Here is a 26,162-nt window from a genome sequence, read left to right as displayed (position 1 = left end):
TGGTCTCATTTCAATAACTCTTTAAGTTCATGACTAGCTTTTCTGGGATCGCCGCTGGCACAAATTGCCGACACAACAGCGATACTATTTGCTCCCGCGTCAAAAGCTTTTTTTGCATTTGCTAGTTGCATTCCACCAATTGCAATAAATGGTTTAGGAGATAAATTCCGTAATTCCCGTATACCGGTTATTCCCCATGTGGAGATCGTGTCTTTCTTGGTAGCTGTACTAAATATGGGGCTAATGCCGAGATGCTGTACATGTTGTAACTCCTCACTCCTCATCTGCGACATAAGTTCTATAGACCAGCCGACTGAAAGATGCTGCCCGTAGGTGCTTATAATTTCTGAAGGTGGCATATCGCTTCTTCCCACGTGTACCCCCCATGCCTGTATTTCAATGGCAATATCTACCGCATCATTAATGATCAAAGGTATCTGGTAGCGATCGGTAAGTCTTTTGAGCTCCCTGGCTTTCTGCAGCAACTCGTGCCTGCTGCAATCTTTTTCCCTCAGCTGTATGATGTCCACACCACCTAAAATAGCTTCTTCAGCTACGGTGAGCCAATGTTTTTTAGTGCAATCCCTTTCGGATATGACCAGATACAGTGGATAGGGAAAAGCATCATGTATTGGCATAGCATGTTAGTTTCACGTGCTTTGAAATCTGTTCATCCGATAACTGGTAGAGTGTATCATAGAGGGCAAGCTGCAGCGAGCCAGGGCCATTGGCTCCTTGAGCTGCGAGTTCACCGCATAAGCTCATTATCGCTACACCGGCAACCGCCTCTTCAAAAGGATTGCGATTAAGTCCGAGAAAAGCACCGATCAGGGCTGTAGAGGTACAACCCAAACCCGTTACCTTAGTCATCATCGGATCACCATTGTGTACCTCCGCTATTCTCGTGTCCGACAGGATATAATCGATCCTTCCTGAAACACAGATCACGCAGCCGTATTGTTGGTTCAATGCTTTTGCAGCTTCGAGTGCATCGTTACTCGATTGTGTACTATCCACGCCTTTATTGGTAGATAAATTACTATTATGTAATGCTATGATTTCAGATGCGTTGCCTCGAATTACGGTAGGTTTAAGGAGTAACAATTCGCGAAGAATTTCATTGCGAAGGGGAGAAATACCGGCTCCAACCGGATCTAGAATCCAGGGAAGGTTAAGCTTATTCGCCCTTTTAGCGGCTTTCGCCATTGCTTTTGCCCACTTGCGGTCCAGCGTTCCTATATTTATTACAAGGGCATTGCTCAATGCTACGACATCCTGGACCTCGTCTACACTGTGTACCATTACCGGAGAAGCTCCTACGGCAAGCAGCGTATTTGCCGTATTGTTCATCACCACAAAATTCGTTATGTTGTGGACAAGGGGAGTTTTTTCGCGTAATTCCTTTAACTGTTTAATGATTTGATTTTCCATTAATTACATCTTTTTGTAAATAATTAATGGCTAAAGAGGGGATTTCTTTGAAAGGTTGCTTTTTCCTACGCCGGTATTAACCGAATCAGGTTCAAAGGGTCTATCTCAATTCCTTTCGGAATACCCCTAAAGCCAATCAAAGATATCAATTAAAATGGAATTGACAAGGAGGTATTTATTGTACGGGAGCGGTGGTTTTTAAAACATTTCTATACGGATACGTATGGAAAATATGTCTTCTGGCAAAGCGACCAGGAGAATCCGCATTTACAAATTTAACATATTCATTTTTTGACACACCGAAATATTCGTATTGACTGCCGTCTTGAAAGGTAATGACCAATACCTGAGACTTCCATTCAAAATCATAAATACTTGAATTCGCCAGCGTATTCGTGTATATAGGCAATTGTTGTTCCCGGGTTTCCGGACAGATGCTGACTAAAAAATGATAAGCTTCGATCATTTCTTTGCTCTTTACCTCCGCGTTTTGCTTCCCTTCCTCATCATTTACAAATTTATCCGGATGGCATTCTTTCATGATCGTCCGGTACGTCGATTTTAAGGTTTGAAGATCTGCTGATTTGTCTACATTCAAAAGTTTTCTGTAGTCTGCGATTTTTTTCATGCGCGCAAAGGTATGCATTATAAACTAATAATTTTCAACCCATTGTGATAAACCTTCGATTTGTCGTCTAAAGTGCGGGAAATAACGTTCATTTTGTCTGAACACAGTGACTGCGAAGCAGGCATCAGGGGTGTGTTGGAGGTTCGAGGGCCTGATGCAACTTTGGATCTGTAAACTACTTTTGGATCAGTAGGTTTTTTTGCTCTGCAGAGCACTTCGTGGTCTAGATCCCTTCGATTGGTGGGATGGTAGGGAATGCTTCTTAGTAGACTGCCGTCGTACCTCCTCGCAGTGACGTTCAGGTAGGAACTAGTACCGTCATTGCGAACCTGAGGAACGAAGGTGTGGCAATCTTATATGCCCCATCTCCAACGCGAGCACAAGTACAACAGTGCTCGTGATAAAAAAGGCCTTCATTGTTTAAAGCGGTAATTTATTCAAACCTTGATTGACGACTTCGGTGCGACGGTAGGTTTCTTCAGATCGCTTATGCAGTTCGTTATATGCGGCAAATATGCTTTCCCCGTATTCCCTATACCTATCCTGGTAATCGTGAACTTCCGACAATGTTCCCTTGAATTCTTCCTGATCCCGGTCCAACGTAACAATATCAACTTGAGCGTCAAGGTAATTTCGGTATACCTGATGGATGTCGTCCCACAGCTGCTCGTCTATCCAGCTCTCTTTTTCATAGATCATATCAAAGTGTTTTATGAACCAGTCATATTCGCTTTCGAGATCTTCGTGCATATCTTGCAAACGCTGATTATGATAAGCGACGCCTTTATAAAATTCCCCCAGGTCGATGTTTATTTCAGCATTATCATCTTTGTCGTCGAACGGCAATACCGAAGGATCTTTAATTTTGAGGAATACTTCGAGTATATCCAGATCTTGTTCAATTGGCAGCAAGAGGTAGTCGAGCTCCGCAATTTCAAAGTCTAATTGTTCCAACGCCTGATAATGTGCTTTCAACTGTTGCAGCATATCCCAGGTCTGGTCGTGCATCAGGTAATGTGCTTCAAGCCCTTTTTTCTCAAAATCTAATAAGGGCTTTTGCAGGTCAACACGTAATATGATGGGTCTCAACGGATGTTCTTTGACGATTTCTTTCATTTTTAGTGTTTTTATTTATAGCAAAAAGAAACAGACGTCATTTCCCATTTTGTATGGACCTGTTCTTTCCTATTTTCCATGTCAAGGTAGGAAATGACGCTGTTATATTCAAGTATATTCATTTTGCATATATTATGCGGCCTTGCTGAGGCTTGTTTAAATACCTCCCTGAACGGGAAGTTCTATTGTGTCCAAGAAAATTTTTACCACAGGGAAAGACAGGTGTGTGCATGTCTTACCGCGGGTATCAAGCAATCTCTTTAAAGCACGTAGCTGCTTGTGCTATCGCTGTAGTTTGCTGTCGGATTAATCCCTATATACGTGACACGGAATTCATATTCCTTAAACGTTTCCAACCCTTCGAGTACACAGCTGCTTTTCGAACTCAGTTGCGAAGTCCACGCATCCGTACTTCCTTTGATGCGGTATTGAAACTCATACATACGTGCCCCGGTCCACGAGGTCGTTTTGATCAGTACACGTCCGCTACCGATCTGCCCTGGTTCAGCTAAAGGGCGCTGGGCTTTTGGGACCAGTCCACTATAGGATTCATTTGATTTCTGTAGGCTGAATCCGGCCGCCAGTACTACCGTGCCGTCGCCATTTGCCACCGTATCGACGTACTTGCTCAGTTCTTTAAGCACATAGTCCAGTTCTTGCCGTTTCTGCTTGCGTATCATGATCGCCCTTGTATCACGGTAAGCCGCTTCGGTCGCGGAGTTACGGAAGGCGGTCAATGCTGCTTCTAGTGTAGCGAGCGCTGGTACTGGCGCTGCAAACAGTGTCGACTCTGCTGTCATTTTGGAGTAGATCTGTTCTGCAGTCTGCATCAATTGAACATCGGTCTGTTTCTTTCCTGGTAATTTTAATTTACTCATGTCTTTTTTTTAAAAATGTTAATAAATCACGTTGTGAGCTCGCCTACCGTCCGGAAAGTGGGCACGCTCGTTTTGTTTGTGCTAGCAACGATACAAACATACGACAAGAGCTATGACATGGAGGGGGTAAAATTCCGCCAAAATTCGCAAAGTCCGAAAAACTTTTTGGCGGAATTTTACCCCTTTTTTGGAGGGTCGGAGCGGTTATTTTGGTTAAAAAAGTTTGTGTATGCACTATTTAGGCCGATTTTCGAACTTCATAGCGCTAAATTTTCACCGAAGTAAACCACTCGGAAAAATTGCATTGTCGATTGGAAAAGTTGAATGACCAGCTGGAAAAGTTAAATTTCCGGTCGGAAAACTTGGAGAGTCTGTTGATAAAGCCGACTTGTCGGTTGGAAAAGTTGATTAGTCGATTGGTGAAATTGCATGACCAGCTGGGAAAGTTAAATTTCCGGTCGGAAAACTCGGAGGGCCAATTGACAAAACTGCCTTGTCGGTTGGACAAGTTAGTTAGTTGATCGGAAAAGTTGGGCAGCCGGCTGGAAAACATGGAGAGTCTGTTTGCAAAACTACCTAGTCGGTTGGAAAAGTTGCATTGTCAGAAGGACAAGTTAGTTAGCCGATTGGTGAAATTGAATGGCCAACTGGAGAAGTTGAATTGCCGATCGGAAAAGCTAAATAGTTTGTTGACGAAACTGCATTGTCGGGTGGAAAAGTTGGATATTATAAATCTTTGTATCTGTTATCTGCACTTCATTTGGTCTTCCGCAAGGAGGGACGTTGATTTAGTTTTCTTTCCATTGCCGGTGTGTGTCCGAAGTAGTTGACATATTGTTTGATAAAATATCTGGCCGTTGAAAACTGCAGATAGAAGGCTATCATATCTACGGACTTGTCGGTTCTACGGAGCATCTCCCTGCCTTTGTAAATGCGTATGGTCCGTATGGCTGCATTCACTGTCAGTCCATTTTCTTTAAAGATGCGATACAGCGTGCGTTCACTGGTCAGCAGCTTGTCGGCTATTACTTGAATATCTATATCGGCATCCATATAATGCTTCATGATATAGTCCTTAGCGCGGTGTAGAAGCGGAATATCATCCTGTTGCATGGATCGGGCATGTTCGAGGATGTCGGCGTGGTAGGTGTCCATGAGCTGAACCATTAAGGCCGGTAGCTTATACTTTAGTGAAAAGGGGCTATCTTTGATGTGTTGTATCTGCTGCAGGATCTTGTATATCCGAAAGGCTATTTTTTGCGCTGGCCGTATACTAAGCTGGGATCCGCTTTCTGCAGACAGCATTTTCCATTCCGTAGAGAGCAGTTTCATGTCGCTGATTTCCAGTCCGATGAGGATCATCCATGTCTTTCCCGATCGGAGGTGATGCCGTACCGTATTTTCTTCGTTGAAATAGCCTTGGTATTGTTGCTGTTCGATGCTGTGTTTTTGCGCATCATCTATAAAAGAGTTTCCGAGCAGCTGAAATACCATCCAAAATGTCTGGTGGGCGTTGGCTACCGTAAAATACCAATCTATGTCACAGTTGCATTTAATTTCGATAAATGAGAGCTGGCCTATTTTTCGCTGCGCAATGTAACCATCTTTATGCGATAAAAGCATATCTTGTTCCCGCATAAAGTTGAAATACCTTGCCTTGGAAACTAAAGATGTATTAACCGAGATACCGGAGGTAAGGAATAGGGGTAGACTGATGTTTAAAAGCATAATTTAAGTTAGCTGGGTTAGGGGCGATTTATACAAATCCCTAACCATATTCATAATTTTTAATTGAGTGGTTTATTATTTAGAAATAAAGCTACAAAAAATAGGTTAAATTTTCAAGTAGTAGCTTCTATGTCCCGTGATCCTAGAGTTGTACTGAACAAGCTCGGTACACCATATCGGGGCAGGTAAAATACACCAGAAGCTTGACTTTGTAAATAGTGCCCATATTCATGCTGAAACAGTGAATTGCCTGGCTCTGCTTGTAAATCTCGCTCTCCAATAACAAAATTACCTAAAGTTATTCCTCCCCACCCTTCACTATAACTCTCCACGGCGGTAGCGCCTCCGTAATAGGTAACACTTCTGACACCTCCAAAAAGATTATGAACGCTCGATCCCACATACCCAAGACTTTTTTTTGGCTGGCTAACTATTGCATTCTCTAATACAAATTGTATGGGTCTTTTCATAAATTAGGTATTTTGTATAGATTCCTTGGTATTGAAGGTATCTTTACATCATAATTGTCTCATAGTTAGGATAAACTTAATGAAATTTTCGACTAAATACAATTTGTTAAACCATCTTTCATTAAACACAAATTTGAATCCGCACATCCTGGATGACGTGCCGTAAAATTTATCCTTTCCAAGGATACTAACAAAGTTATGGGGGAATGGAAAAAGATATTTTTATTCGGAAACGGCTTTGGGTTTAGGGCATCGTCTACAGACAGACCTCTCCCCGAGATCGTATGCCACGTTGTTGTCAAGGGGCTTATCGTCGGTGATGTGCATTCATGCGGGCATGTTCCGATGCAGAAAGCTATTGAACAAGAGACCAATGTAAAAAAGACCTTGTCAGGTCTTTTTCTTAGGAACTTTTGCGCCTTCTTTCTTCGCCTGAGAAAGACCAATAGCGACAGCTTGCTTTTTGGATGTCACTTTTTTTCCGGTACCCGTTTTAAGCTCTCCTTCCTTCATTTCGTGCATCGCTTCTTCTACCTTTTCGCTAGCTTTTTTTGAATATTTTGCCATAATCTTATTTGTTTAGTGTTTACGATAAAACTTAAATTGTAATGCGTCCGCCCGTTGCCGGTAGGGTTGCTCCCGAGATATAGCTGCTTTCTTCGGATGCAAGGAAAACATAGGAAGGCGCTATTTCTGCGGGTTGTCCGGGTCTACCAACCGGTGTGTTTTCTCCAAAAATATCGATGTCCTGCCATTTAGTAGCGGGAATCAGTGGTGTCCATACCGGCCCCGGGGCAACGGCATTTACCCGTATACCTTTACCTTCATTTAAAAGGATTTGAGCAAGATTGGCCGTGAAGCTCTGAATAGCCGCTTTCGTAGCCGCATAGGGCAGTAAATCATCAGACGGGTGATACGCATTCACCGAAGTGGTATTAATAATGGAGCTACCCGCCTTCATATGTGGTTCGGCCGCCTTACATAGATAAAACATGCTATGAATATTGACATCAAAAGTATGTACCCATTCGCTAGAAGGGATGTCCTTTAAAGACTTACGCGCCATTTGGAAAGCGGCGTTGTTTACGAGGATGTCAATCTTTCCAAACTCTTTTACTGTGGTAGAAACGATTTTTTTGCACTGTTTTTCACTCGTGATATCCCCTTTAATCAATATACACCTTCGTCCGGCTTCTTCTACATAATGCGCGGTATCGCGTGCATCCTCATCTTCCATATCATCCAGGTAGCTGATGACGACATCGGCGCCTTCTCTTGCGAATGCAATAGCAACAGCTTTCCCTATTCCCGAATCACCACCCGTAATGATAGCGGTTTTATCCTTTAGTTTTCCCGAGCCTTTGTAACTGCTCTGCCCGTGGTCCGCTTGCGGACGCATGGCGGATTCAGTTCCTGGAAATTCTTGCTTTTGTTTAGGAAATGGAGGTTGAGGATATTTTTCCTCCGGATTTTGTTGCTCATTCTTAGTACGGCCTGTTTGCTTTTTCATAATAGATGCTGTTTTAGTTTAATCCATGTTCCGTTTCTTACTATGACAATGCAAATCAGGTATTGTTTTGTAAAATTATATGGAGAGCCTGTCTAAAATTTAAACAGGCGCTAAGGATAAGTTGTTACTACTTTACTTACTTGCCAGCTGTCTTTTTTTCGGCAAAGGGTGATGTAATCCACACGCGTAAAGTTTTCAAACTGCATTGTCGTTTTTGCTGTGCAGGAGTCTCCGTTTTCAGCCAAGATTTCAGATGTGGTTTTACAATTAAACTGCAGTCCGGTATTCTGCTTAAGAAACTTTAAGTACTGTTTTCTGTTAAACTTAAATACATTGAGGCCTGCAACATAATATTCGAAATCCCTTGCAAATAGCTGTTCGCTAAATTCCGGATTGCCCAGCGCTGTAGCATTCAGATAAACGGCAACAATGGCAGTGGTGTTCATGTTTTTCAATGGATTCGCTTTTTCGACAGCGGAAGAACTGAATGGACTTATTAATATAAGTGCGGTGGTGATGGAGAAGATGATTCTTTTCATGATAGTGTTTTAATTGTTATGATATTTAGTTCAAAAGTAGGATAGGTCATCTTACGAGCGGATAGGAAATAGACGAGCGCACGGGGTAATTCGGTGAAAGAATGCGTTTGATCGGTGAACATTTTGCAGGAGACTTCTAAGAAAATTGATTTTGATGGTGTAATTTGTATTATCAAATAATAAATAGCTATTTTTAGAACTTCAAATCCAAGGTTACTGTCCCATAAGGATTGGATGAATTAGCTTACCACCTCTCGAGGAAAGGTGAGTTCACGAAATAATTTATACAGATGAAAAACAGGTATGATTCTAATTGTTGATGATAGACCGGAGAATATTTATTCTTTAAAAAAATTATTAGAGTCCAAAGATTTTTTGGTAGATACCGCACTATCGGGCGAAGAGGCTTTAAAAAAGGTATTAAGAAATAATTATGCATTAATCATATTAGATGTTCAAATGCCCGGAATCGATGGATTTGAAGTGGCAGAAACGTTGTCCGGATTTAACAAAACAAAAGATATACCTATTATCTTTCTTTCGGCTGTGAATACCGATAAGAAATTTATTACTAGAGGTTATGCTTCTGGAGGTATAGACTATGTCACGAAGCCGGTGGATTCCGATATTTTAATGTTAAAGGTGAAAACGTTTTATCGGTTATACGAACAGACCTTGGCACTGAATGAAACGCAGCAGGCATTACGATCCGAAATAGAAACCCGAAAAAAAGCACAGGCAGAATTAAAAGAAAGAGTAGATCATTTGCATTCTACATTGGAGTCTCTTCCGCAGATAGCCTTTACTGCAAATGCGGAAAGGCAAATCGAATTTGTTAATAAAAAATGGTTTAAGTACGCTGTATCATCAAATGCTTTTCCAAAGACACATCCAGAAGACAAAGACATAATGGATGAATGGACAGCCTCCATTCTTACAGATAGTTCTCTCGATCTCGAAATCAGACTTAAAGAAATAGGTTCCGATATTTTTAGGTTTCATTTGCTACGAATTATCCCTATAAAAGAAAAAAATACTGTTGTAAAATGGGTAGGCACGTTTACGGATATTGATGACCAAAAACAGATCGAAAAAAAGAAAGATGAATTTCTGAGTATAGCAAGCCACGAATTAAAAACACCGCTTACCAGTATAAAGGCTTATATACAGTTGCTGGAACGAACGGTAGATATTAAACAGGACAGCACAACAAACATGTATATTAGCAGGGTACAGACTCAGTTATCTAAATTAAACAGTTTCATTGCTGATTTGCTTGATATTTCCAAAATAGATAATGGTAAGATGCAGATGAACAAAAAGCCGTTCAATTTCGAGCATCTTCTTGCTAGCGTAATGGATACCATTTATCATACACATGAGAAAAGTAATATAACAATTGAAAGAGAAGGTGATACAATAGACCAGCCCATTAATGGAGATGAAATAAGGATCGAACAGGTTCTTATCAATTATCTTACAAACGCCATCAAATATTCCCCGAATTCCAACCGCGTAATTATAAAAACAGAAAGGGAAGATTCTCGAGTACGGGTAAGTGTTATCGATGCTGGAATCGGTATTCCTGAGCACAAACAAAAAGATATATTCGATAAATTTTATCGTGTAGAAGAATCTTCACTCCGATTTCAGGGATTGGGAATAGGGCTTTATATTTGTGCTGAAATAATTAGGCAGCATTCCGGAACTTATGGTATACACAGTCAGCCGGGACAAGGATCGACATTTTATTTTACTATACCTTTTAAACTAAACTAGACATTATGCCTAGACCATTTTTACGTAACCTGCAATTGGGATTTGGAATTTCCTTAATCATCCTTCTGGCAAGTTCTACTGCATCCTATATTAGTATCAAACAACAAATAGATAATAGAGAGAAGGTAGATCACACACGACGTCTTATAGCTGCGGTTAATGATGTTCTCATCGATCTTCAAAACGCTGAAACAGGGCAGAGGGGATACCACCTTACAGGCAAGGAAAGCTTTTTAGAACCTTATCGGCATAGCTTGAAGTTTGTGCCGGGGTCGCTGGCCGTAGTAAGAGATTTAACGTTAGGCAATCCGTTTCAAGCCCAGCGGGCGGATAGCCTTTCTTCGTTGGTTAAGTCTAGGATAGACATTCTCACCGAGTTGATAGCTATAAAACGGAGTGGAGGTGATGTCACTATACCCCAACTGGAGGAAGGGAAACTGTATATGGATAGCTGTCGGAATATTATTTCACGATTTATCAACGAAGAAGAGGTACTGCTAAGCAGAAGATCTGAAATGTTGAATCAGTCATCAAGTTACACGTCCATTTTTATCATTCTGGCCGCTCTAGTTTCCCTAGTTATTACGCTTATATCGTATATGCGAATTCGAGCGGACTTCAGCAAAAGAGAGGAGTTACAGGCATCACTAAAGAAAAAAGACGAAGAAATAAGCCGACGACTAAATATTATACAAGCAATCGCTCATCAAATAGCGCACGGCGATTATACGATGAAAATCGACGATACCGAAAAAGATGATTTAGGGAGTTTAGTAAGTTCCCTCAATGAAATGACAGAAGCTTTAAAATCATCTTTTGATGAGCTTAATAGCAATGAGTGGAGACAAACCGGCTTAGCCACGTTGAATGAAACGCTTGTTGGTAATAAAACCGAAGAGTTGCTGACATCCGATTCCCTTAATCACCTGATTAATTACGGTGAATGTATCAATGGAGCCATTTATCTATTCGATAATGGAAATATAAAATTGCAGAGTGCATATGGCTTAGAAGATAGAATGAAAAAATCCTTCGTGCCAGGACATGGTATGATAGGACAGGTTTTCAAAGATGGGAAAGAGAAGTTATTTGAGAACTTAAATAATGAAAATTATGTTGTAAGTTTTTCTAATGGACAATTAAAAGTAGAACATATTTTGTTGCTACCTGTACTTCTACATCAGCGTTGCATAGGTGTCGTTGAATTGGGGTCTAACACTGAATTTAGTAAAACGGAAATAGCCTTTTATAAAGAGGCCTGTCGGAATATTGCGCTTGCGATATCTGCCGCAAAGGGTAGGAAGCAGGTTCAGACATTGCTTGAAGAGACGCAGGCTCAGGCAGAGGAGTTACAGACGCAGCATAGCGAACTTGAAAATCTTAATACCGAACTTGAAGCACAGACCCAAAAACTTCAAGCCTCCGAAGAAGAGCTGAGAGTACAACAAGAAGAGCTCTTGCAGTCTAATGAAGAGCTGGAAGAACGCTCTAAATTACTGGAAGAAAAGAATCATCTTATTGCCGAACGAAATTTAGATATCCAACAAAAAGCAGAAGAACTCGCGTTAAGTACTAAATATAAATCGGAATTTTTGGCGAATATGTCTCATGAATTGCGGACACCGTTAAACTCAATATTGTTGTTATCAAGGCTAATGACCGAAAATGCGGACGAAAACTTAAATGAAGACCAGATCGAATCAGCTAAAGTGATACAAAGCTCTGGCACAAGTTTATTAAGCCTTATTGACGAAATTTTGGATCTTTCCAAAATTGAGGCGGGAAAAATGGAACTCGACTATCAGCGGGTGGTGCTTTCAGAGGTGACGCAAGAGCTTAGTAACTTATTCCTCCCCATCATAAAAGAGAAGTCTTTAGATTTACAGATTACTATTCAGCCAGATTTATGTGATACGATAGAGACCGATAAAATGCGGCTTGATCAAGTTCTGCGGAACCTTTTGTCAAACGCTATTAAATTTACCGCTAAAGGAAGTATTAAGCTGGAGATATCTGATGATGATACCAATAAGGATAATATCGTCTTTGCAGTTACCGATACCGGCATAGGGATCGCAGAAGAAAAGCAAAAAATAATCTTCGAAGCGTTTCAGCAAGCCGACGGCTCAACTAGAAGGAGATTTGGAGGTACGGGTCTGGGCTTGTCTATAAGCCGTGAAATAGCACGACTGTTAGGAGGAGAGATAAAACTACGAAGTAAAGAAAATGAGGGTAGTACGTTCATTCTCGTTATTCCCAAGGTCAAAATGACCCAAGTGGTAAAACCTGAAACCGAAGAATTGATAGAACGCATATCTTCTGATGTGGAAGAAATTAATACCCTTGTTACGGAAGGGATCAGCTCCTATACAGTACAGGAAATTCCCGACGAAATAGACGACGACAGGCACACGATTAAGAAGGGGGATAAGATCATATTGATTGTAGAAGACGATACAAATTTTGCAAAAGCACTATTGAAATATACTCGGCAGCAAAATTACAAAGGAATCGTCGTCGTACGGGGAGATATAGCGGCTGGATTTGCGGTAAAATACCAACCACTGGCGATCCTATTGGATATCCAATTACCGATCAAAGATGGTTGGCAGGTAATGGAAGAAATAAAGAGCAATATGGCGACTAGGCATATTCCAGTGCACATTATGTCGTCGCTAAAAGTGAAAAAAGAAAGCTTGTTAAAAGGCGCGATTGATTTTATTAACAAACCGATTGCTTTAGAGCAGATAAGCAATATGTTTAAAAAAATTGAAGATGCTTTAACCCGATATCCTAAGAAAGTACTGATTATTGAAGAAAATGCCAAACATGCGACGGCGCTCTCCTATTTCCTTAGCAGTTTTGATATTGTATCAGAAATTAAAAGTAATGTAGAAGAAAGCGTAAAAGCCTTGACATCCGATGCGGTTAATTGTGTGATCCTCGACATGGGTGTACCGGATAAGATTGGCTACGAAACCTTGGAAGCCATCAAACAGAATACTGGATTAGAAAACCTGCCGATTATCATTTTCACGGGCAAAAATCTCTCTCAAGCCGAAGAACGAAAAATTAAGCAATATGCGGATTCGATTGTCATAAAAACCGCGCATTCCTATCAGCGTATCTTGGACGAAGTCGGTCTATTTTTACATCTCGTAGAAGAAAAAGGTGCCGATACCGAAAAACGGAAATCGAACAAATTGGGCTCGCTAAGCGAAGTATTAAATGGTAGAAAAGTATTGGTAGCCGATGACGATGTCAGAAATATATTTTCACTTACAAAGGCGTTGGAAAAATACCAGATGAAAGTAATTTCGGCGATCGACGGTAAAGAAGCGCTTCAGCAGTTAAAAGAAAACCCCGATGTTTCTATTGTACTGATGGATATGATGATGCCAGAGATGGATGGATATGAAACCATCAAACTAATCCGGCAGATACCCCAACATACTAGACTACCTATAATGGCCGTTACAGCTAAAGCAATGACCGGCGATCGGGAAAAATGTATTATTGCAGGGGCATCGGATTACATTTCCAAACCGGTAGATACGGATCAGTTACTATCTTTATTAAGAGTTTGGTTATACGAGAGTTAATATAATCATGAAGGCTATGGACAAAGACAAGTTGATATTAATCATTGATGATGACAGCAGAAATATTTTTGCATTGGGGTTGGCGCTGAAAGCAAGAGGATATAAATCGATATCCTGTTTGGGGGCCGCCGAGGGAATAGCGTTACTCCAAGAAAACAAAGATATTAGTGCAGTGCTTATGGATATGATGATGCCTGAAATGGATGGATATGAGGCAATAAAGGCTATCAAATCATCCGAAAAATGTAAAATGACTCCAATAATTGCCGTTACGGCACAAGCTATGTATGGAGATAGGGAAAAATGTATCGAAGCAGGGGCGTGGGGATATGTCTCCAAGCCTATTGACATCGATAAGTTGATAGCGGTGATAGAAGAAGTATGTTCATGCTGAATCCAAATATTATTAAAGATGAAGAATTGGAAATTCTTTTAACAGATGTATCTTCGTTATATGGTTATGATTTTACCCAGTACAGTAGGGCATCGCTAAAAAGAAGGCTAAACAGAATTTGTGTAATCGATAAATTTACCAGTTTTGCGGAACTAAGATATAACCTTATCCACCATCCGGAATACCTACAACGTTTTATCGAAGAAATAACGGTAAATGTAACCGAGATGTTTCGGGATCCATCTTTTTATAAAGCGTTACGTGAAAAGGTTTTTCCAAAATTAGGAACTTACCCCTTTATCAGAATTTGGCTGGCGGGATGTGCCACAGGGGAAGAAGCCTACTCCATAGCAATACTATTGAAAGAGGCTAATTTATACAACAGGTCGTTGATATATGCCACAGACATTAATCCCGGGGTATTGGAAAAAGCTAGAAAGGGTATTTTCCCTATTAGTCAGATGAAGCAGTATTCGGAAAATTATATTTTATCGGGTGGAGCAGCGGATTTTTCGCAATATTATACGGCCAATTATGATATGGTAAAATTCGATACGGACCTAAAAGAAAAGATGATATTTTCTACACATAATCTGGTTTCAGATAGTTCGTTCAACGAATTTCAATTAATAATATGCCGAAATGTCTTAATCTACTTTGAAAAAGAATTACAAAATAAAGTATTCAAATTATTTAATGATAGTCTAGATAATTTTGGTTTTCTGGCTCTTGGAGCCAAAGAAACAATACGTTTCTCTAACCTGGAAAATCATTATAAACAAGTGGTTACAGAAAAAATCTGGAAGAAAATCAAATAATCAGAGGAGCAATATGGTAAAAAGGACAGAAATATTCCTAATCGGGGGATCGGCCGGAAGTCTGACTGTACTTTTGGAGGTATTGCCGCAACTTAATGATGATATTTCGTTTCCTATAATAATTATCCTCCATCGTAAATCGCATCCCGACTCCGTTTTAAATGCCCTGTTGTCTAACTACACGGATTTAGAAGTATGCGAAGTTGAAGATAAAATGACGCTAAAAAGTCGGTGCATCTATCTGGTGCCTCCGGATTACCATCTTCTTTTTGAGGATAAACACACCGTCTCTCTGGACTCATCCGAGAAATTGAATTATTCACGACCATCTATAGATGTAACTTTCCAGTCGGCAGCGGAAATATTCAAAGAAAGCGCAGCTGCTTTATTGTTGTCTGGAGCGAATGCAGATGGGGTAGATGGACTACAGTACATCAAACAGAATAGCGGACTTGTCGTCGTTCAAGAGCCAGGTACCGCGGAAGTGGATTATATGCCCAAACAAGCAATATCACAAGTTAAAACAGACCATGTACTAAGACCGGATCAAATGGCTGGATTTATAAACCGGTTGTGCAGATAATATTTACAATATTAATTTCAATAATTAACATATTCCAACTAAATTAGCTGTTTATGAAAGACAAAACTGTATTAATTTTTGATGATGACGTGAACATCTTAGAAGTATGTTCCATTGTATTGGAAGCATGTGGATATCGTGTCGCCGTTTCCGAAACCTCTCATGATATCATTGAGAAAGTGACGGAGATTAGACCCGATGTCATTTTGATGGACAACTGGATACCGGATATTGGAGGCGTCAAGGCTACACAGCTTCTGAAACAGCATCCTGATTTCAATCATCTACCTGTAATCTACGTTTCCGCAAACAATGATATCCATTTACTTGCTGAAACAGCAGGAGCCGATACCTACTTGGCTAAACCTTTTGATCTTGCCGATCTGGAAAATAGCGTGGCACAAGTATTATCTGATGCTCGAAATATAAACTGATGCTTCATTTTCTCGTTGTCTTTGCAAGAAAATGCTTACGTTTCTTCTGGTCAGCGCCAATTAAGTAGGCGTAAGGCTTTAAATGGGGAATGTGATCAAATACAATTCGCATCACACCCACAAGCGGAATCGCTAGCACCATGCCAGCGATTCCCCAGAGAAGTTCTCCTGCCACCAATGCAATTATTGTAAACAGGGGGTTTATCCTCACTTGACTGCCTACTACCAATGGCTCGAGTACGTATGTTTGTATAAATTGAACTAGCATGTAAACTGCAATGACACCGATTATGGTTTTGCTATCGCCTCCTTGTGCAGCTACCGCCAAAATAGTGAATGAAGTTCCTGCCAGGTTTCCCACAAAAGGGACTATTTCTAATATTCCACAGAGCACGGCAAAAAGCAATGCATTTTCTACACCTAGTATAGAGAATCCTATGCCGTACATTATCCATAACATTACAATCATTTTGGAGAGACCTTCTAAATATTGCTGAGCTACCGCAGACGATTTTTGCAAAATAAGCGTAGCTTTTTCGCGGTACTCTGTATTAACAAGCATCAAAATAAAATTTTTGATACGTCCTCTATACAGTAGTAAAAGGAAAATGTACACGATAACGAGTACCATATCGACTGCTATACTTAAAGTTCCTGTAGCAAAGCGCATTAGCATGTCGCCCGCACCGGCTGAAGAGTTTCCTTGAGAACTTGTGATATTCTGTTGCTGCTTGCGGTCGATACCCATATTTTCGTGTAGCCAATCTCTAAATGTTTCGACAACCTCCAGCATCCGCTGTTTTAGCTCCGCCAGATTATCAGCGAAGCTTGTGAGTTGCCAGCCTAATAAGAAAACGAGTACCGCCAGCGCTGTCACGAACAGCAAGACCGAAATAAAAGCTGCTAGACCTCGCTGTATTTTAAAGGCTTCCAATCTACGGCATACCTTTGTCAGCAACATCGCTAAAACAGCTGATAACACTAAAGGCACAAGGAAGCCTTTTCCGAAATACAGCATAACTATGCTAAGCGAAAAAAGCAGTAAAATTAAAATGACACGTTGAAGGTTTTTTATATTTTGCATAAGGGTTAGTCGTTTTATAATATTTTCTATTGCAGATTGGCAGATGTTTCAATAGGGTCAGTCTCACCGTCCTCAGTATTAAATTTTCACAGAATCTGATTCCGACAATAGGGTAATCAGCTGCCTCACGACATAATCTACGGTTGCGGCCACGATGGCTTCCTGAGATCCACCAAACCATATTCTGGAAGCCAGCAGCTGTTTGCCGTTTTTCACTGCGTGAATAAACATTGTACCTACCGGTTTTTCTGGTTTTTCACTTCCCCCTGGACAAGTCAAACCAGTAACGCCTATAAAGATGTCTGCATCAATTAATTTCGAAAGGCCCAACGTTATAGAACGTGTTACTTCGGGAGATTCAGGTGTAAATTCCTTTATCTGTTGGGCCGGCACATCTAATAGATACTCTTTAAGACGCGCATCGTAACAAACCACTCCGCCTTGTAAAAATTTTCCCGCATCAGTCGCCAGCGAAAATTCTGAGGCGAGTCGTCCTGCAGTGGCACTTTCTGCAAAAGCAATAGTCAATCCTTTCTCGATCAATAGTTGGCCGCATTGATTTATCAGGTCTTTTTTCATTTTTTTTTTGTTGAACTTCTATGAGATGAACAACTGAAAACCTTAAAAAGTTCTCCCCATTGCGCGCTAAGCTTTTAGGCTCTGTGGCTAAAACACTACATAATAAAATTAAAATGTTAAATCACAAGGAGACATTAAATTTAATGATGTCCTTTGCAGACAATATGTGCACATTGTAAAAATTAGATTACACATTTTACACTGCAGGACGAACTTCGTCCTATAAGAAAGGAGTTTTAATACTATTCATAATTTATGAAACGCGATACGAATTATATCAAACCCAAGAGCACGGAAGAGCGGTTAGCTGAGTATAATCAAGCTTTCTCCGATATCAGGAATCCTGATTTTGAGTATAATTACGAACGGGTGATTTACCAAAACGAGGCTTATAGAACAGGTGACCAACGTTTTTATACCGAATATCTTCAGCACACCTACCCCCAGCATCTAGATGAAGAAACAAAAAAGTTTACGCGCTATTCTTCACAAATTGATGCAATGAATAGGGAAGCCGCTATGCATTTCGTTGAAGAGAATAAGATTTTGCTGTTTCAATCCGATATTTATATTTTAGATGAGGACGCAATTCTATCAGCTTTTACCGCCCCCTCACACTATGTCGATCATTTTGACATGTATGAAAGCTGGGGTAATTTGATTAATTGTTTTGTATTGCCGGAAATATTATTCCTAGAAGAAAGAGAGGTGTTCTTGATTAACACCATTATTCAATAGAATAGGTCCTCGTCTTCGATCCAGACCATTCCCTTTAAATCTTTTTCTTGCTTGGTAAGCAATGCTTCCTCAATGACGAGCAGTTCATTCCCCTCGCTTCCTAATATCGTACCCGAGAAGTCCCAATGTTCAAGGAATAGCCATACATCATCCACCTTTTTTGGTATATAGGTCCCGGGTATCTCATGGAGGGTGTTGGTAGACGCGAGTATGTTAAAACCTTTTTCCTGCAAAGAGCACAATATTTGACGTGTCACCTTAACAAATTTCATAGTAACTTAATTTATAAATATTAACAGTATATCATTAAGTTTTGTTTCTGTCGACTTGCTTTCGTCTTAAAGTGTACATACATCGGTATCTTGATAATATGACCACGACCGCTCTAGAATTTCAATAACTTTCAATCCTTTTTTAGCTTCAAAAATAGATGGTGAGTGATCCTGCTCGGGTTTGTTCCTATTTAAAAAGGTATTTTCACGTAAAATATACTGCCGTTTCCGGTCTCGGATTCAAACCAGATGCTACCGCCGTGTAAGTCTACAAGGGATTTCGTTACCCATAATCCAAGTTCCCCCCATTTCTCTAATCCCAGTTCCTCTGCTTGATTCCTTGTGTACTTTGTAAAGAGAAATGGCTGTAGATTTTTTGGAATCCCTATTCCGTCATCCGTTACAGTCATCAAAAAGCTGTCTTCTAATTGCTGCGTATGGATATGAATTTGGTCACCCTCCGATGTGAATTGTATTGCGTTGTAAAGCAGGCTATCGATAATGCGAAGAAATTTACTACCATCGATCTCAGTATATATCTCGGTCTCTGCGGACGTTTGTATAAATTTTCTCCCAATATGTGATTCGCGATAAGTATCGATTATCTTTCTTATGCATTGTACAATTTCCACGTGTCCACGACGCAGCGATTCATAAACCGTACCCAAGGACTCCCGGTTTAGAAGAAGACGGATAAGATCAAGATTACGCTTCGCAATGTCCTGAATCATACCTGTCAGCTTAATCACTTCTTTATTGTCGGGAACTTTATTGGCGATTATAGACGCAAGGAGCTTTGTCGTCCCAATTGGGCCACGCAGATCGTGGGATACGATTTCGAGCATCGTGTCTTTCCATGCGTTAATCTGCTGTAAATGTTGGAGACTTATTTGTCGAGTAGTATCATCTCGCGCAGTTCCACATAAATAAGATTGATCAGCACGCAGTAGCGGATAAAATGTTAGGCTAATCCATTTTTCCTTTTTATCTGGACATATAATTCTAAATTTTACAGGAGTAGTTGGTGTTTTTTTTAGCGCTTCCTGAAAACTTTTTTTTACATATTCAAAATCCTCTGAATGGATAATGTCAAACAATAGTCGAGTATTATTCAACACCTGCCCGATATCAAGGTGTGTTATTTGCCTAAACGCATCATTTAAATAGCAGATGTGCTGTTTGTCAATACGATATGCAAATACAATGTGATCATTTTGATCTGCTAGGTATTTAAAAATCGAAAAATCATCTTTTTCCATTAAAATATATCGCTGAATAGTTTCCTAAGTTAACGAAAATTTAACCGAAAATCTTATTTCGGGCTCATTTGAAATATTAATATATTTTTTTGGTATTCTTTACCTCATAGGCGCCACGGTATCCCATGCTGAAGAAATATGTTCGATAAGATCCGAGGCAATAAGACTTTTGGGATGTATCTTACGTATGGTTAAATCAGCAGCTAACCCGTGCAGAAAAACACCCGCTCGGGCTGTATCCTGAGGTGAAAATCCCTGGGCCAGTAACGAGGATATCATGCCACTGAGTACATCACCGCTACCTGCGGTAGCCATGCCCCAATTTCCTGTCGAATTAAAATGGATCTGACCATCGGGGAAGACGATAGCCGTATTGGCACCTTTAATAATGGTAATCACTTCGTATGTATTGGAAAAGTAAAGCGCCTTTTGGAGTTTCTCGAAATCATTTTTCCACGGACCTATTAGACGTTCGAGTTCTTTCGGATGCGGAGTAAGAATACTCAAAGGAGGTAAAAGTTTTAGCCATTCTGGATGGATGGCCAGAATATTGAGTGCATCAGCATCAACCATTAAAGGAATGTCGTTTTGTTGTTCTGATAATTTGCTTAACAGTAAAAACAAAGCCTGTTGTGCCTTTTGATCTGTTCCCATACCCATACCGATGCCAATAGATGAATAGGAAAGGAAATTATCCGGAACTGTTGATAAGCTATTTGTATCCTCGTCGGTAAGGACCATGGCTTCGGGAAAACTACTTTGAAGTATGGCATACCCGCATGCTGGGATATAGCTGCTTACCATGCCACACCCCGTTTTTAGCGCTGCTTTACAACTCAAGGCAATAGCCCCGATTTTTCCAAAACTGCCTCCTACAATGAATGCATGCCCAAAGGTGCCTTTGTGCGCAAACCTATTGAATTTAGGGATCATATCTATTATATCTTCACGTATCGTATAATAGTATGAGGTGCCTGACTCTTTCATGGCTAATTGATCTAACCCGATATCCACCACGACTACTTCTCCAATATAGCGGGCATTTTCAGGAAGTAATAAACATAATTTGGGGGATTGAAAGGTGTACGTGTAATCTGCTTTAATTACAGGACTATGCTGATCGACATGTGCGTCTGCGATCAGACCAGAAGGTATATCAATGGCTACCCGAGTATTTGAATGGCTATTGAGATAGCCGATGAACTTCTTCCAGTCAGAAGATAAAGGTCTTGATGTACCACTTCCAAAAAAAGCGTCGACAATAAGTGCGTCGGATGGTATCTCTATTACGGTTGTGGGATCAATTTTTTCAACAATAATACCCTTATCGAGTAAACGCTTTTGATTGGTAATATTTTCCGGAGAATAACGGTGTCGTGTAAGTAGATATACGAAAATTTGATGCCCCGCGTCGTGGAGTAACCTTGCCAGTGCCAGACCGTCCCCGCCGTTATTACCTGGACCACAAAAGATAACTAGGGATGTATTTCCTAAATCAAGATCCTTATTTAGTTGTGTGAAAAGTGCTTTTGATGCCCGTTCCATAAGATCAATGGCGGAAATTCCTTCTCCCTGTAAGGTTAATGCATCTACTTGCTTCATTTGTGTAGCAGAAAGTACTTTCATATCATTCTTCCTTATTTAAAATGATAAAGAAAAATAACATCGCCCACGTAGGCTGGCTTAGCATTATCTTTTATGATTAAAGTGGCCTCGATAATAGCCTTTACAACGCCTCTTAGATTTAGTATTGATTTTACTTTGGCATGCAGCTGTACCTCACAGTCCACCAATACAGGTTGACCAAATTTAAGATTTTCTATGCCGTAGTTAATTTCCATTGTCACATTGCGAACATCCGCAATTTGTTTCCAAAGATAGGGGATGAGGGAAAGGGTGAGATAACCATGTGCAATAGTCGATTTGAACGGACCGACAGACTGGGCCTTTTCCTGATCTACGTGTATCCATTGATGGTCAAGCGTCGCATCGGCGAAACGATTGATCTGCTCTTGATCTATTTTATGCCAGTCAGAAAATCCTAATTGTTTCCCCTCGTAGGATTTATACTCTTCGAAGTTGTTGATTGCTACCATCTCAAGTTACTTTTTTAGTTAAAATAAACGTTATAATATTAGAAATATGCATCACAGCCTGTATGGCATGTAACACGTGTTTTTTTAAAAGTATTAAAAAGTATTTATAGAAATAAGATCGATTAATAATTTTAATTAGATTTTACATCGAATTGCGTGTTTTTCCGGTAGTATATATAAGATCAGGCACGATGAGAAATAAAAAATTTACTTATATTTATGGGCATAAACTATATTGAAATTTCCTATAAAATCTATTTATGAAACAAATAACAATTCTCCTACTTTTTGCTTTTGCTTTTCAAAAAGCGAGCTATGCCCAATCGACCTTACCTGAATTAGGAGTATGTGTAAGTGTAGCCCAAAGTGCGCTCGTGAAAAAAGCAGGTTACACGTTCATTCAACCCACTGTTTCAGAGGTGCTTCAACCGACCATGCCGGATTCCTCTTTCCATGGGGAGAAAGTAAAGAATTCCGAAGTCTCCGTTTCCGTTGTCAATGTGTTTATTCCGGGTACGATCAAAACAACCGGGCCGGAAGTGGATGAAGCTGCGGTCATGAATTACGCAACCACTGTTTTTCAAAGAGCGCAACGCTTAAATATTCCTCTTATCGTTTTTGGAAGCGGTGCCTCCCGTCATATCCCCGAGGGCTTTAACAGAGACACTGCATTTGTACAGTTTGTACATATTTCTAAGAAATTAGCTGCTCTAGCTGCACAATATCATGTGGTGTTGGCTTTAGAAAGCCAAAATAAAGAGGAATGTAATTTTCTAAATACGCTGAAAGAATGTATAGCAGTCGCAGACGCCGTCAATCATCCGAATTTTAAGATTACAGTTGATATTTACCACATGATGCGAGAAAATGAACCTGCCGCTGTCATTTTAGAGGGGGCAAAATACATTTACCATTGTGATATTGGTGAAAAAGAAAATCGCACTGCTCCAGGTGTAATCGGAGACGATTTCACTGCCTTCTTTAGCGCATTCCAGAAAATTGGGTATACAGGTAAAATAGCTTTAGAATGTAGATTTAAAGACCTAGAGGCAGAGCTACCCTTAGCTCTTCGTACCATCAGAGAACAATGGAAAACTGCATCGAATAAGCGATGAGCCGGATACCGGCGCAAACGAAATACATGGGTAGCATGGTCACATCAGTTGTTTGCTAAGCAAGCTGCTAGTTTAAGCAAGTATAGGTGAGAAATTGAACGATTTCGATCAAATATTTAACTTTCTCAACTGTATAAATCCGTATTTTAGGCCTACAATTAAAATCTATGTTTATCGCTATCATGTTATGATCAAAACAATATCAATTCTATCGTATGTATTGCTATTCCATTTTTTTTGCGTCGGTCAGGAGCGGATCAATTTATGGCCGCAGGGAAAGATGCCGAATTCAAAGCGGATTGACGTCCAGGATAGTATCGCCAATGAACGCATATATCAGGTAGGGCGTCCGAGAATACAGGCATTCTTTACTTCGCAGCAAGAAAATAAGGGGACAGCCGTATTGATCATCCCCGGAGGAGGATATTCGCGATTGGCGTATCAGGTGAGTGGTTATCAATTGGCAAAATGGTTCAATACACTCGGTATGCATGCCTTTGTGTTGGAGCATCGACTGCCGCATTCCCCCGATGTACAGCAGAGAGAATTAGCGCCTTTGCAGGATGCCCAGCGTGCCATGCGTATTATACGGCGAAATGCGCTTCAGTGGGGAATCGACCCATTAAGGATCGGGGTGATGGGATCATCTGCAGGTGGCCATCTAGCGGCGACATTAAGTACGTGTCAGAAAGATATTTCGGAAGCCGGGGATTCAACAGATAGCTACGATTATGCTCCTGCGTTTCAGATTTTGATTTCGCCTGTAATTGATATGGGGGAATACGCACATATGGGTAGTCGCGTACAGCTACTGGGCGAAAATCCAAATCCGGCACTTTTAAATCAGTTCAGCCTACATCGACAGGTTCGTAAAGATACACCCAGAGCGTTTATTGTACATGCCTTTAACGACAATGCCGTGAGCGCGAAAAATAGTCTGTTGTACTACGATAAGTTATTGGAGTCTGGTGTATCATCTTCATTACATATATTTCCACATGGGAAACATGCTATAGCTTTAAGGGATAATCCAGGTTCGACGCAAAGCTGGGTTGATCTTTGTGAAAAATGGTTGATGGAGAATGACTTTGTTACGTCTTCCAGATAAGTTGCTCAAATTTGTACGGGATAATGATCCAAAAGTGGTGGTTTATAATGCTCGCACTTTATTTATAAATAAACGGACTGACATATGAAAAGGCTGATTTTAGGTAGAATAAGCATGTTTGTTATTTTTGGAGGTTAACGCGCAAGCGGTTGCATTTTCTGGCGCTGAAGTGCAGGCATGTACACACGGGCGGTAGTGGGGGCGATGTACTGCGTCAATACGTTGGATGACAATGAAAAAGGCGACAGCTAAGATTACTGCGGATGGGTAAGAAAACTGTACGTACATAGGGATATAAACTAAATTATAATATAATAACAGAAGAAATGCTTTTTAACAAACACAAAACGAAAATTTTCGGCACGCTGTCTCTACTTACGATACTAGCTGGCAATACAGTTGCACAACATGGCAGCGTGTATAGCTGGGACAAGCTACCGGATGTAAACCAGCCTATATTCCGTAAGGATACGCTCGATATACAGCAGTTCGGCGCGAAAGGTGACGGACATACCCTAAACACCAAAAGTATCAATGATGCGATCCGTGCTGTCAGTCAAAAAGGTGGTGGAGTCGTATTGATACCTAGTGGTTACTGGCTTTCCGGTCCGATAGTACTGCAAAGCAATGTCAATCTGCACTTACATGGAAGTGCCTTTTTGCAGTTTACCGCAGACTTTGACCAATATAAAATTGTGGAGGGCAACTATGAGGGAAAGCCTTCCGCACGCAATGAGTCGCCCATCAGTGGAAAGAATGTAGAGAATATTGCCATCACTGGCCATGGTACTATAGATGGCAATGGTGACGCCTGGCGTATGGTTGGCAAAGGTGCATTAACGGAAGCAGAATGGCGCCAGAAAGTTGCTTCTGGAGGACTGCTAAGTGCTGACGGCAAGACTTGGTTTCCTTCGGCTAAGACTAAGCTGGCCCATGAAGATAAAAGATCTGTCTTGTTGGCTGATGGGAAAACATTAGCTGACTTTGCGGATATAAAAGATTACCTGCGCCCCAACTTGGTGGTATTGACAAACTGTAAAAATATCCTGCTGGAAGGAGTTACTTTTCAAAATTCACCAGCTTGGAACCTGCATCCCTTGATGAGTCAGCACCTAACCATACGAGATGTTAAAATTAAGAATCCCGATTATGCACAAAATGGGGATGGGATAGATATCGAGTCCTGTGCAAACGTTCTGATCGAAGATTGCATCCTCGATGTCGGTGATGACGCAATCTGTATCAAATCTGGGAAAGACGAGGAAGGACGTAAACGAGGAATTGCAACGGAAAAGGTTATTATCCGTCGCAACAAAGTGTATTTAGGTCATGGTGGTTTTGTCGTGGGCAGCGAAATGTCTGGTGGCGCACGTGACATCTTTGTGGAGGATTGTACTTTTATGGGTACGGATAAGGGGATTCGGTTTAAGACGACGCGGGGTCGGGGCGGCATCGTTGAAAATATCCATATCCGTAATATAAACATGTCCAATATCCGACACGAGGCGATCTTTTTTGATATGTACTATTGGACCAAACCGCCACTGGCAAATGAAGTGCAAGTGATACCCGACGTAACAGTGGAAACTCCACAAATTAGGCATGTGTATATTGAGAATATTTATTGCAACGGAGCCGCTATCGGCGTATTTGTACGCGGATTGCCAGAGATGCCCGTTCAGCACATTTATATGAAAAATCTAAATCTGACAGTAACCAAAGGTGTTGAAATTAAGGATGCACAGTATCTTTCCCTTGAAAATGTATTTTTGAATACACAAGATAACGATCCGTTGGTCTATATCGAAAGTGCTAAAGACCTCAATTTTGATCATATCCAATTTGACAATTCGAGAAAGCAAATACTTGAAGTCAGCGGAGCAAATTCATCAAATTTAGTGTTCAAAAACTCCAAGATTGATAGATCGAAATTGGTTTTTGAACATGGTGCTAAAAAGACCGCCGTTCGGCTAGATTAGATTTTTTCAAATATATATTAAA

Annotated in this window: 27 protein-coding genes and 1 riboswitch; of the genes, 11 read left to right on the top strand and 16 right to left on the bottom strand. The window is 40.6% G+C overall.

Translation table 11 applies throughout. The features are described from left to right. Nucleotides 1-5: 5 nt before the first annotated feature. The 5 genes from thiE to C4F40_RS20150 form a co-directional block, all read right to left on the bottom strand. Nucleotides 6-638, bottom strand: a complete 633-nt coding sequence (gene thiE, locus C4F40_RS20170; protein WP_196941233.1) for a thiamine phosphate synthase — start codon at nucleotides 636-638, stop codon at nucleotides 6-8. Then, nucleotides 625-1,431 (bottom strand): hydroxyethylthiazole kinase, encoded by an 807-nt coding sequence (gene thiM, locus C4F40_RS20165; protein WP_196941232.1) that lies wholly within the window; start codon nucleotides 1,429-1,431, stop codon nucleotides 625-627. The genes thiE and thiM overlap by 14 nt, the downstream gene beginning before the upstream one ends. Nucleotides 1,432-1,476: 45 nt before the next feature. Beyond that, a riboswitch (TPP riboswitch) is annotated at nucleotides 1,477-1,569 on the bottom strand. 37 nt (nucleotides 1,570-1,606) lie between these two features. Beyond that, nucleotides 1,607-2,059 carry a KTSC domain-containing protein gene (locus tag C4F40_RS20160; protein ID WP_196941231.1) on the bottom strand — a complete coding sequence of 151 codons (453 nt, stop codon included), beginning with the start codon at nucleotides 2,057-2,059 and terminating at the stop codon, nucleotides 1,607-1,609. A gap of 420 nt (nucleotides 2,060-2,479) precedes the next feature. Beyond that, the gene (locus C4F40_RS20155) at nucleotides 2,480-3,175 is read right to left on the bottom strand and encodes a hypothetical protein (protein WP_196941230.1); all 696 of its coding nucleotides are present in this window, start codon (nucleotides 3,173-3,175) and stop codon (nucleotides 2,480-2,482) included. A 260-nt stretch (nucleotides 3,176-3,435) separates the two neighbouring features. Continuing rightward, on the bottom strand, nucleotides 3,436-4,053 hold the full coding sequence (locus tag C4F40_RS20150; RefSeq protein ID WP_196941229.1) for a fibronectin type III domain-containing protein: 618 nt from the start codon (nucleotides 4,051-4,053) through the stop codon (nucleotides 3,436-3,438). 15 nt (nucleotides 4,054-4,068) lie between these two features. On the opposite strand from C4F40_RS20150, the gene C4F40_RS20145 reads away from it, so the two are divergent. Then, the gene (locus C4F40_RS20145) at nucleotides 4,069-4,338 is read left to right on the top strand and encodes a hypothetical protein (RefSeq protein ID WP_196941228.1); all 270 of its coding nucleotides are present in this window, start codon (nucleotides 4,069-4,071) and stop codon (nucleotides 4,336-4,338) included. 471 nt (nucleotides 4,339-4,809) lie between these two features. Here the strand turns inward: C4F40_RS20145 and C4F40_RS20140 are convergent, their stop codons facing one another. The 5 genes from C4F40_RS20140 to C4F40_RS20120 all read right to left on the bottom strand — a co-directional run bounded on the left by C4F40_RS20140 (nucleotide 4,810) and on the right by C4F40_RS20120 (nucleotide 8,300). Beyond that, the gene (locus tag C4F40_RS20140) at nucleotides 4,810-5,781 is read right to left on the bottom strand and encodes an AraC family transcriptional regulator (protein WP_196941227.1); all 972 of its coding nucleotides are present in this window, start codon (nucleotides 5,779-5,781) and stop codon (nucleotides 4,810-4,812) included. 113 nt (nucleotides 5,782-5,894) lie between these two features. Beyond that, nucleotides 5,895-6,251: a hypothetical protein gene (locus C4F40_RS20135; protein ID WP_196941226.1), complete on the bottom strand. Its 357-nt coding sequence runs from the start codon at nucleotides 6,249-6,251 to the stop codon at nucleotides 5,895-5,897. A gap of 390 nt (nucleotides 6,252-6,641) precedes the next feature. After that, entirely contained in the window at nucleotides 6,642-6,818 is a 177-nt protein-coding gene (locus C4F40_RS20130) for a DUF6496 domain-containing protein (protein ID WP_196941225.1), read from the bottom strand. Between the two features lie 31 nt (nucleotides 6,819-6,849). Further along, nucleotides 6,850-7,761, bottom strand: a complete 912-nt coding sequence (locus C4F40_RS20125) for an SDR family oxidoreductase (protein WP_196941224.1) — start codon at nucleotides 7,759-7,761, stop codon at nucleotides 6,850-6,852. Between the two features lie 110 nt (nucleotides 7,762-7,871). Further along, nucleotides 7,872-8,300 carry a nuclear transport factor 2 family protein gene (locus C4F40_RS20120; RefSeq protein ID WP_196941223.1) on the bottom strand — a complete coding sequence of 143 codons (429 nt, stop codon included), beginning with the start codon at nucleotides 8,298-8,300 and terminating at the stop codon, nucleotides 7,872-7,874. Nucleotides 8,301-8,603: 303 nt separating this feature from the next. On the opposite strand from C4F40_RS20120, the gene C4F40_RS20115 reads away from it, so the two are divergent. From C4F40_RS20115 to C4F40_RS20090, 6 genes are read left to right on the top strand one after another with little or no spacing between them, the layout of a single operon-like run. Beyond that, nucleotides 8,604-10,079, top strand: coding sequence for a hybrid sensor histidine kinase/response regulator (locus C4F40_RS20115; RefSeq protein ID WP_196941222.1), 1,476 nt, complete (start codon nucleotides 8,604-8,606; stop codon nucleotides 10,077-10,079). A 5-nt stretch (nucleotides 10,080-10,084) separates the two neighbouring features. After that, nucleotides 10,085-13,681, top strand: coding sequence for a response regulator (locus tag C4F40_RS20110; protein ID WP_196941221.1), 3,597 nt, complete (start codon nucleotides 10,085-10,087; stop codon nucleotides 13,679-13,681). A 16-nt stretch (nucleotides 13,682-13,697) separates the two neighbouring features. Next, nucleotides 13,698-14,075, top strand: a complete 378-nt coding sequence (locus C4F40_RS20105; RefSeq protein WP_196941220.1) for a response regulator — start codon at nucleotides 13,698-13,700, stop codon at nucleotides 14,073-14,075. Further along, nucleotides 14,069-14,893: a CheR family methyltransferase gene (locus tag C4F40_RS20100; protein WP_196941219.1), complete on the top strand. Its 825-nt coding sequence runs from the start codon at nucleotides 14,069-14,071 to the stop codon at nucleotides 14,891-14,893. Before C4F40_RS20105 ends, C4F40_RS20100 begins: the two co-directional genes overlap by 7 nt. Nucleotides 14,894-14,906: 13 nt before the next feature. Further along, nucleotides 14,907-15,476 (top strand): chemotaxis protein CheB, encoded by a 570-nt coding sequence (locus C4F40_RS20095; protein WP_196941218.1) that lies wholly within the window; start codon nucleotides 14,907-14,909, stop codon nucleotides 15,474-15,476. Between the two features lie 53 nt (nucleotides 15,477-15,529). Continuing rightward, the gene (locus C4F40_RS20090; RefSeq protein WP_196941217.1) at nucleotides 15,530-15,910 is read left to right on the top strand and encodes a response regulator; all 381 of its coding nucleotides are present in this window, start codon (nucleotides 15,530-15,532) and stop codon (nucleotides 15,908-15,910) included. A gap of 4 nt (nucleotides 15,911-15,914) precedes the next feature. Here C4F40_RS20090 and C4F40_RS20085 read toward each other — a convergent pair whose 3' ends face one another. Next, nucleotides 15,915-16,994 (bottom strand): AI-2E family transporter, encoded by a 1,080-nt coding sequence (locus tag C4F40_RS20085; RefSeq protein WP_231390156.1) that lies wholly within the window; start codon nucleotides 16,992-16,994, stop codon nucleotides 15,915-15,917. A 78-nt stretch (nucleotides 16,995-17,072) separates the two neighbouring features. Continuing rightward, entirely contained in the window at nucleotides 17,073-17,573 is a 501-nt protein-coding gene (locus C4F40_RS20080) for a CinA family protein (RefSeq protein ID WP_196941216.1), read from the bottom strand. 255 nt (nucleotides 17,574-17,828) lie between these two features. On the opposite strand from C4F40_RS20080, the gene C4F40_RS20075 reads away from it, so the two are divergent. Continuing rightward, entirely contained in the window at nucleotides 17,829-18,311 is a 483-nt protein-coding gene (locus tag C4F40_RS20075) for a hypothetical protein (RefSeq protein WP_196941215.1), read from the top strand. Here C4F40_RS20075 and C4F40_RS20070 read toward each other — a convergent pair. The 4 genes from C4F40_RS20070 to C4F40_RS20055 all read right to left on the bottom strand — a co-directional run bounded on the left by C4F40_RS20070 (nucleotide 18,305) and on the right by C4F40_RS20055 (nucleotide 21,938). Then, on the bottom strand, nucleotides 18,305-18,583 hold the full coding sequence (locus tag C4F40_RS20070) for a hypothetical protein (RefSeq protein WP_196941214.1): 279 nt from the start codon (nucleotides 18,581-18,583) through the stop codon (nucleotides 18,305-18,307). The two genes, C4F40_RS20075 and C4F40_RS20070, sit on opposite strands and share 7 nt — an antisense overlap. A gap of 191 nt (nucleotides 18,584-18,774) precedes the next feature. Next, entirely contained in the window at nucleotides 18,775-19,842 is a 1,068-nt protein-coding gene (locus C4F40_RS20065) for a PAS domain-containing sensor histidine kinase (RefSeq protein WP_196941213.1), read from the bottom strand. A 99-nt stretch (nucleotides 19,843-19,941) separates the two neighbouring features. Then, nucleotides 19,942-21,468, bottom strand: a complete 1,527-nt coding sequence (locus tag C4F40_RS20060; RefSeq protein WP_196941212.1) for an NAD(P)H-hydrate dehydratase — start codon at nucleotides 21,466-21,468, stop codon at nucleotides 19,942-19,944. Nucleotides 21,469-21,479: 11 nt separating this feature from the next. Further along, entirely contained in the window at nucleotides 21,480-21,938 is a 459-nt protein-coding gene (locus C4F40_RS20055) for a MaoC family dehydratase (RefSeq protein WP_196941211.1), read from the bottom strand. 260 nt (nucleotides 21,939-22,198) lie between these two features. Here C4F40_RS20055 and C4F40_RS20050 point away from each other — a divergent pair, with 260 nt between their 5' ends. The 3 genes from C4F40_RS20050 to C4F40_RS20040 all read left to right on the top strand — a co-directional run bounded on the left by C4F40_RS20050 (nucleotide 22,199) and on the right by C4F40_RS20040 (nucleotide 26,140). Then, the gene (locus tag C4F40_RS20050; RefSeq protein WP_196941210.1) at nucleotides 22,199-23,053 is read left to right on the top strand and encodes a sugar phosphate isomerase/epimerase family protein; all 855 of its coding nucleotides are present in this window, start codon (nucleotides 22,199-22,201) and stop codon (nucleotides 23,051-23,053) included. Between the two features lie 187 nt (nucleotides 23,054-23,240). After that, nucleotides 23,241-24,161, top strand: coding sequence for an alpha/beta hydrolase (locus C4F40_RS20045; RefSeq protein WP_196941209.1), 921 nt, complete (start codon nucleotides 23,241-23,243; stop codon nucleotides 24,159-24,161). A gap of 326 nt (nucleotides 24,162-24,487) precedes the next feature. Beyond that, on the top strand, nucleotides 24,488-26,140 hold the full coding sequence (locus tag C4F40_RS20040; RefSeq protein WP_196941208.1) for a glycoside hydrolase family 28 protein: 1,653 nt from the start codon (nucleotides 24,488-24,490) through the stop codon (nucleotides 26,138-26,140). The last annotated feature ends 22 nt before the right edge of the window (nucleotides 26,141-26,162 follow it).

This window comes from Sphingobacterium pedocola (genome assembly GCF_015209965.1).
GTDB classification, from domain to species: domain Bacteria; phylum Bacteroidota; class Bacteroidia; order Sphingobacteriales; family Sphingobacteriaceae; genus Sphingobacterium; species Sphingobacterium pedocola.
Note: the sequence above shows the minus strand (reverse complement) of the source record. Positions and strands in the feature narration are given on the sequence as shown.

Coding starts and splice junctions, on each gene's coding strand:
- thiE (WP_196941233.1), bottom strand. CDS start 638: ATGCCAATACATGATGCTTTTCCCTATCCACTGTATCTGGTCATATCC.
- thiM (WP_196941232.1), bottom strand. CDS start 1,431: ATGGAAAATCAAATCATTAAACAGTTAAAGGAATTACGCGAAAAAACT.
- C4F40_RS20160 (WP_196941231.1), bottom strand. CDS start 2,059: ATGAAAAAAATCGCAGACTACAGAAAACTTTTGAATGTAGACAAATCA.
- C4F40_RS20155 (WP_196941230.1), bottom strand. CDS start 3,175: ATGAAAGAAATCGTCAAAGAACATCCGTTGAGACCCATCATATTACGT.
- C4F40_RS20150 (WP_196941229.1), bottom strand. CDS start 4,053: ATGAGTAAATTAAAATTACCAGGAAAGAAACAGACCGATGTTCAATTG.
- C4F40_RS20145 (WP_196941228.1), top strand. CDS start 4,069: ATGTTAATAAATCACGTTGTGAGCTCGCCTACCGTCCGGAAAGTGGGC.
- C4F40_RS20140 (WP_196941227.1), bottom strand. CDS start 5,781: ATGCTTTTAAACATCAGTCTACCCCTATTCCTTACCTCCGGTATCTCG.
- C4F40_RS20135 (WP_196941226.1), bottom strand. CDS start 6,251: ATGAAAAGACCCATACAATTTGTATTAGAGAATGCAATAGTTAGCCAG.
- C4F40_RS20130 (WP_196941225.1), bottom strand. CDS start 6,818: ATGGCAAAATATTCAAAAAAAGCTAGCGAAAAGGTAGAAGAAGCGATG.
- C4F40_RS20125 (WP_196941224.1), bottom strand. CDS start 7,761: ATGAAAAAGCAAACAGGCCGTACTAAGAATGAGCAACAAAATCCGGAG.
- C4F40_RS20120 (WP_196941223.1), bottom strand. CDS start 8,300: ATGAAAAGAATCATCTTCTCCATCACCACCGCACTTATATTAATAAGT.
- C4F40_RS20115 (WP_196941222.1), top strand. CDS start 8,604: ATGATTCTAATTGTTGATGATAGACCGGAGAATATTTATTCTTTAAAA.
- C4F40_RS20110 (WP_196941221.1), top strand. CDS start 10,085: ATGCCTAGACCATTTTTACGTAACCTGCAATTGGGATTTGGAATTTCC.
- C4F40_RS20105 (WP_196941220.1), top strand. CDS start 13,698: ATGGACAAAGACAAGTTGATATTAATCATTGATGATGACAGCAGAAAT.
- C4F40_RS20100 (WP_196941219.1), top strand. CDS start 14,069: ATGCTGAATCCAAATATTATTAAAGATGAAGAATTGGAAATTCTTTTA.
- C4F40_RS20095 (WP_196941218.1), top strand. CDS start 14,907: ATGGTAAAAAGGACAGAAATATTCCTAATCGGGGGATCGGCCGGAAGT.
- C4F40_RS20090 (WP_196941217.1), top strand. CDS start 15,530: ATGAAAGACAAAACTGTATTAATTTTTGATGATGACGTGAACATCTTA.
- C4F40_RS20085 (WP_231390156.1), bottom strand. CDS start 16,994: ATGCAAAATATAAAAAACCTTCAACGTGTCATTTTAATTTTACTGCTT.
- C4F40_RS20080 (WP_196941216.1), bottom strand. CDS start 17,573: ATGAAAAAAGACCTGATAAATCAATGCGGCCAACTATTGATCGAGAAA.
- C4F40_RS20075 (WP_196941215.1), top strand. CDS start 17,829: ATGAAACGCGATACGAATTATATCAAACCCAAGAGCACGGAAGAGCGG.
- C4F40_RS20070 (WP_196941214.1), bottom strand. CDS start 18,583: ATGAAATTTGTTAAGGTGACACGTCAAATATTGTGCTCTTTGCAGGAA.
- C4F40_RS20065 (WP_196941213.1), bottom strand. CDS start 19,842: ATGGAAAAAGATGATTTTTCGATTTTTAAATACCTAGCAGATCAAAAT.
- C4F40_RS20060 (WP_196941212.1), bottom strand. CDS start 21,468: ATGAAAGTACTTTCTGCTACACAAATGAAGCAAGTAGATGCATTAACC.
- C4F40_RS20055 (WP_196941211.1), bottom strand. CDS start 21,938: ATGGTAGCAATCAACAACTTCGAAGAGTATAAATCCTACGAGGGGAAA.
- C4F40_RS20050 (WP_196941210.1), top strand. CDS start 22,199: ATGAAACAAATAACAATTCTCCTACTTTTTGCTTTTGCTTTTCAAAAA.
- C4F40_RS20045 (WP_196941209.1), top strand. CDS start 23,241: ATGATCAAAACAATATCAATTCTATCGTATGTATTGCTATTCCATTTT.
- C4F40_RS20040 (WP_196941208.1), top strand. CDS start 24,488: ATGCTTTTTAACAAACACAAAACGAAAATTTTCGGCACGCTGTCTCTA.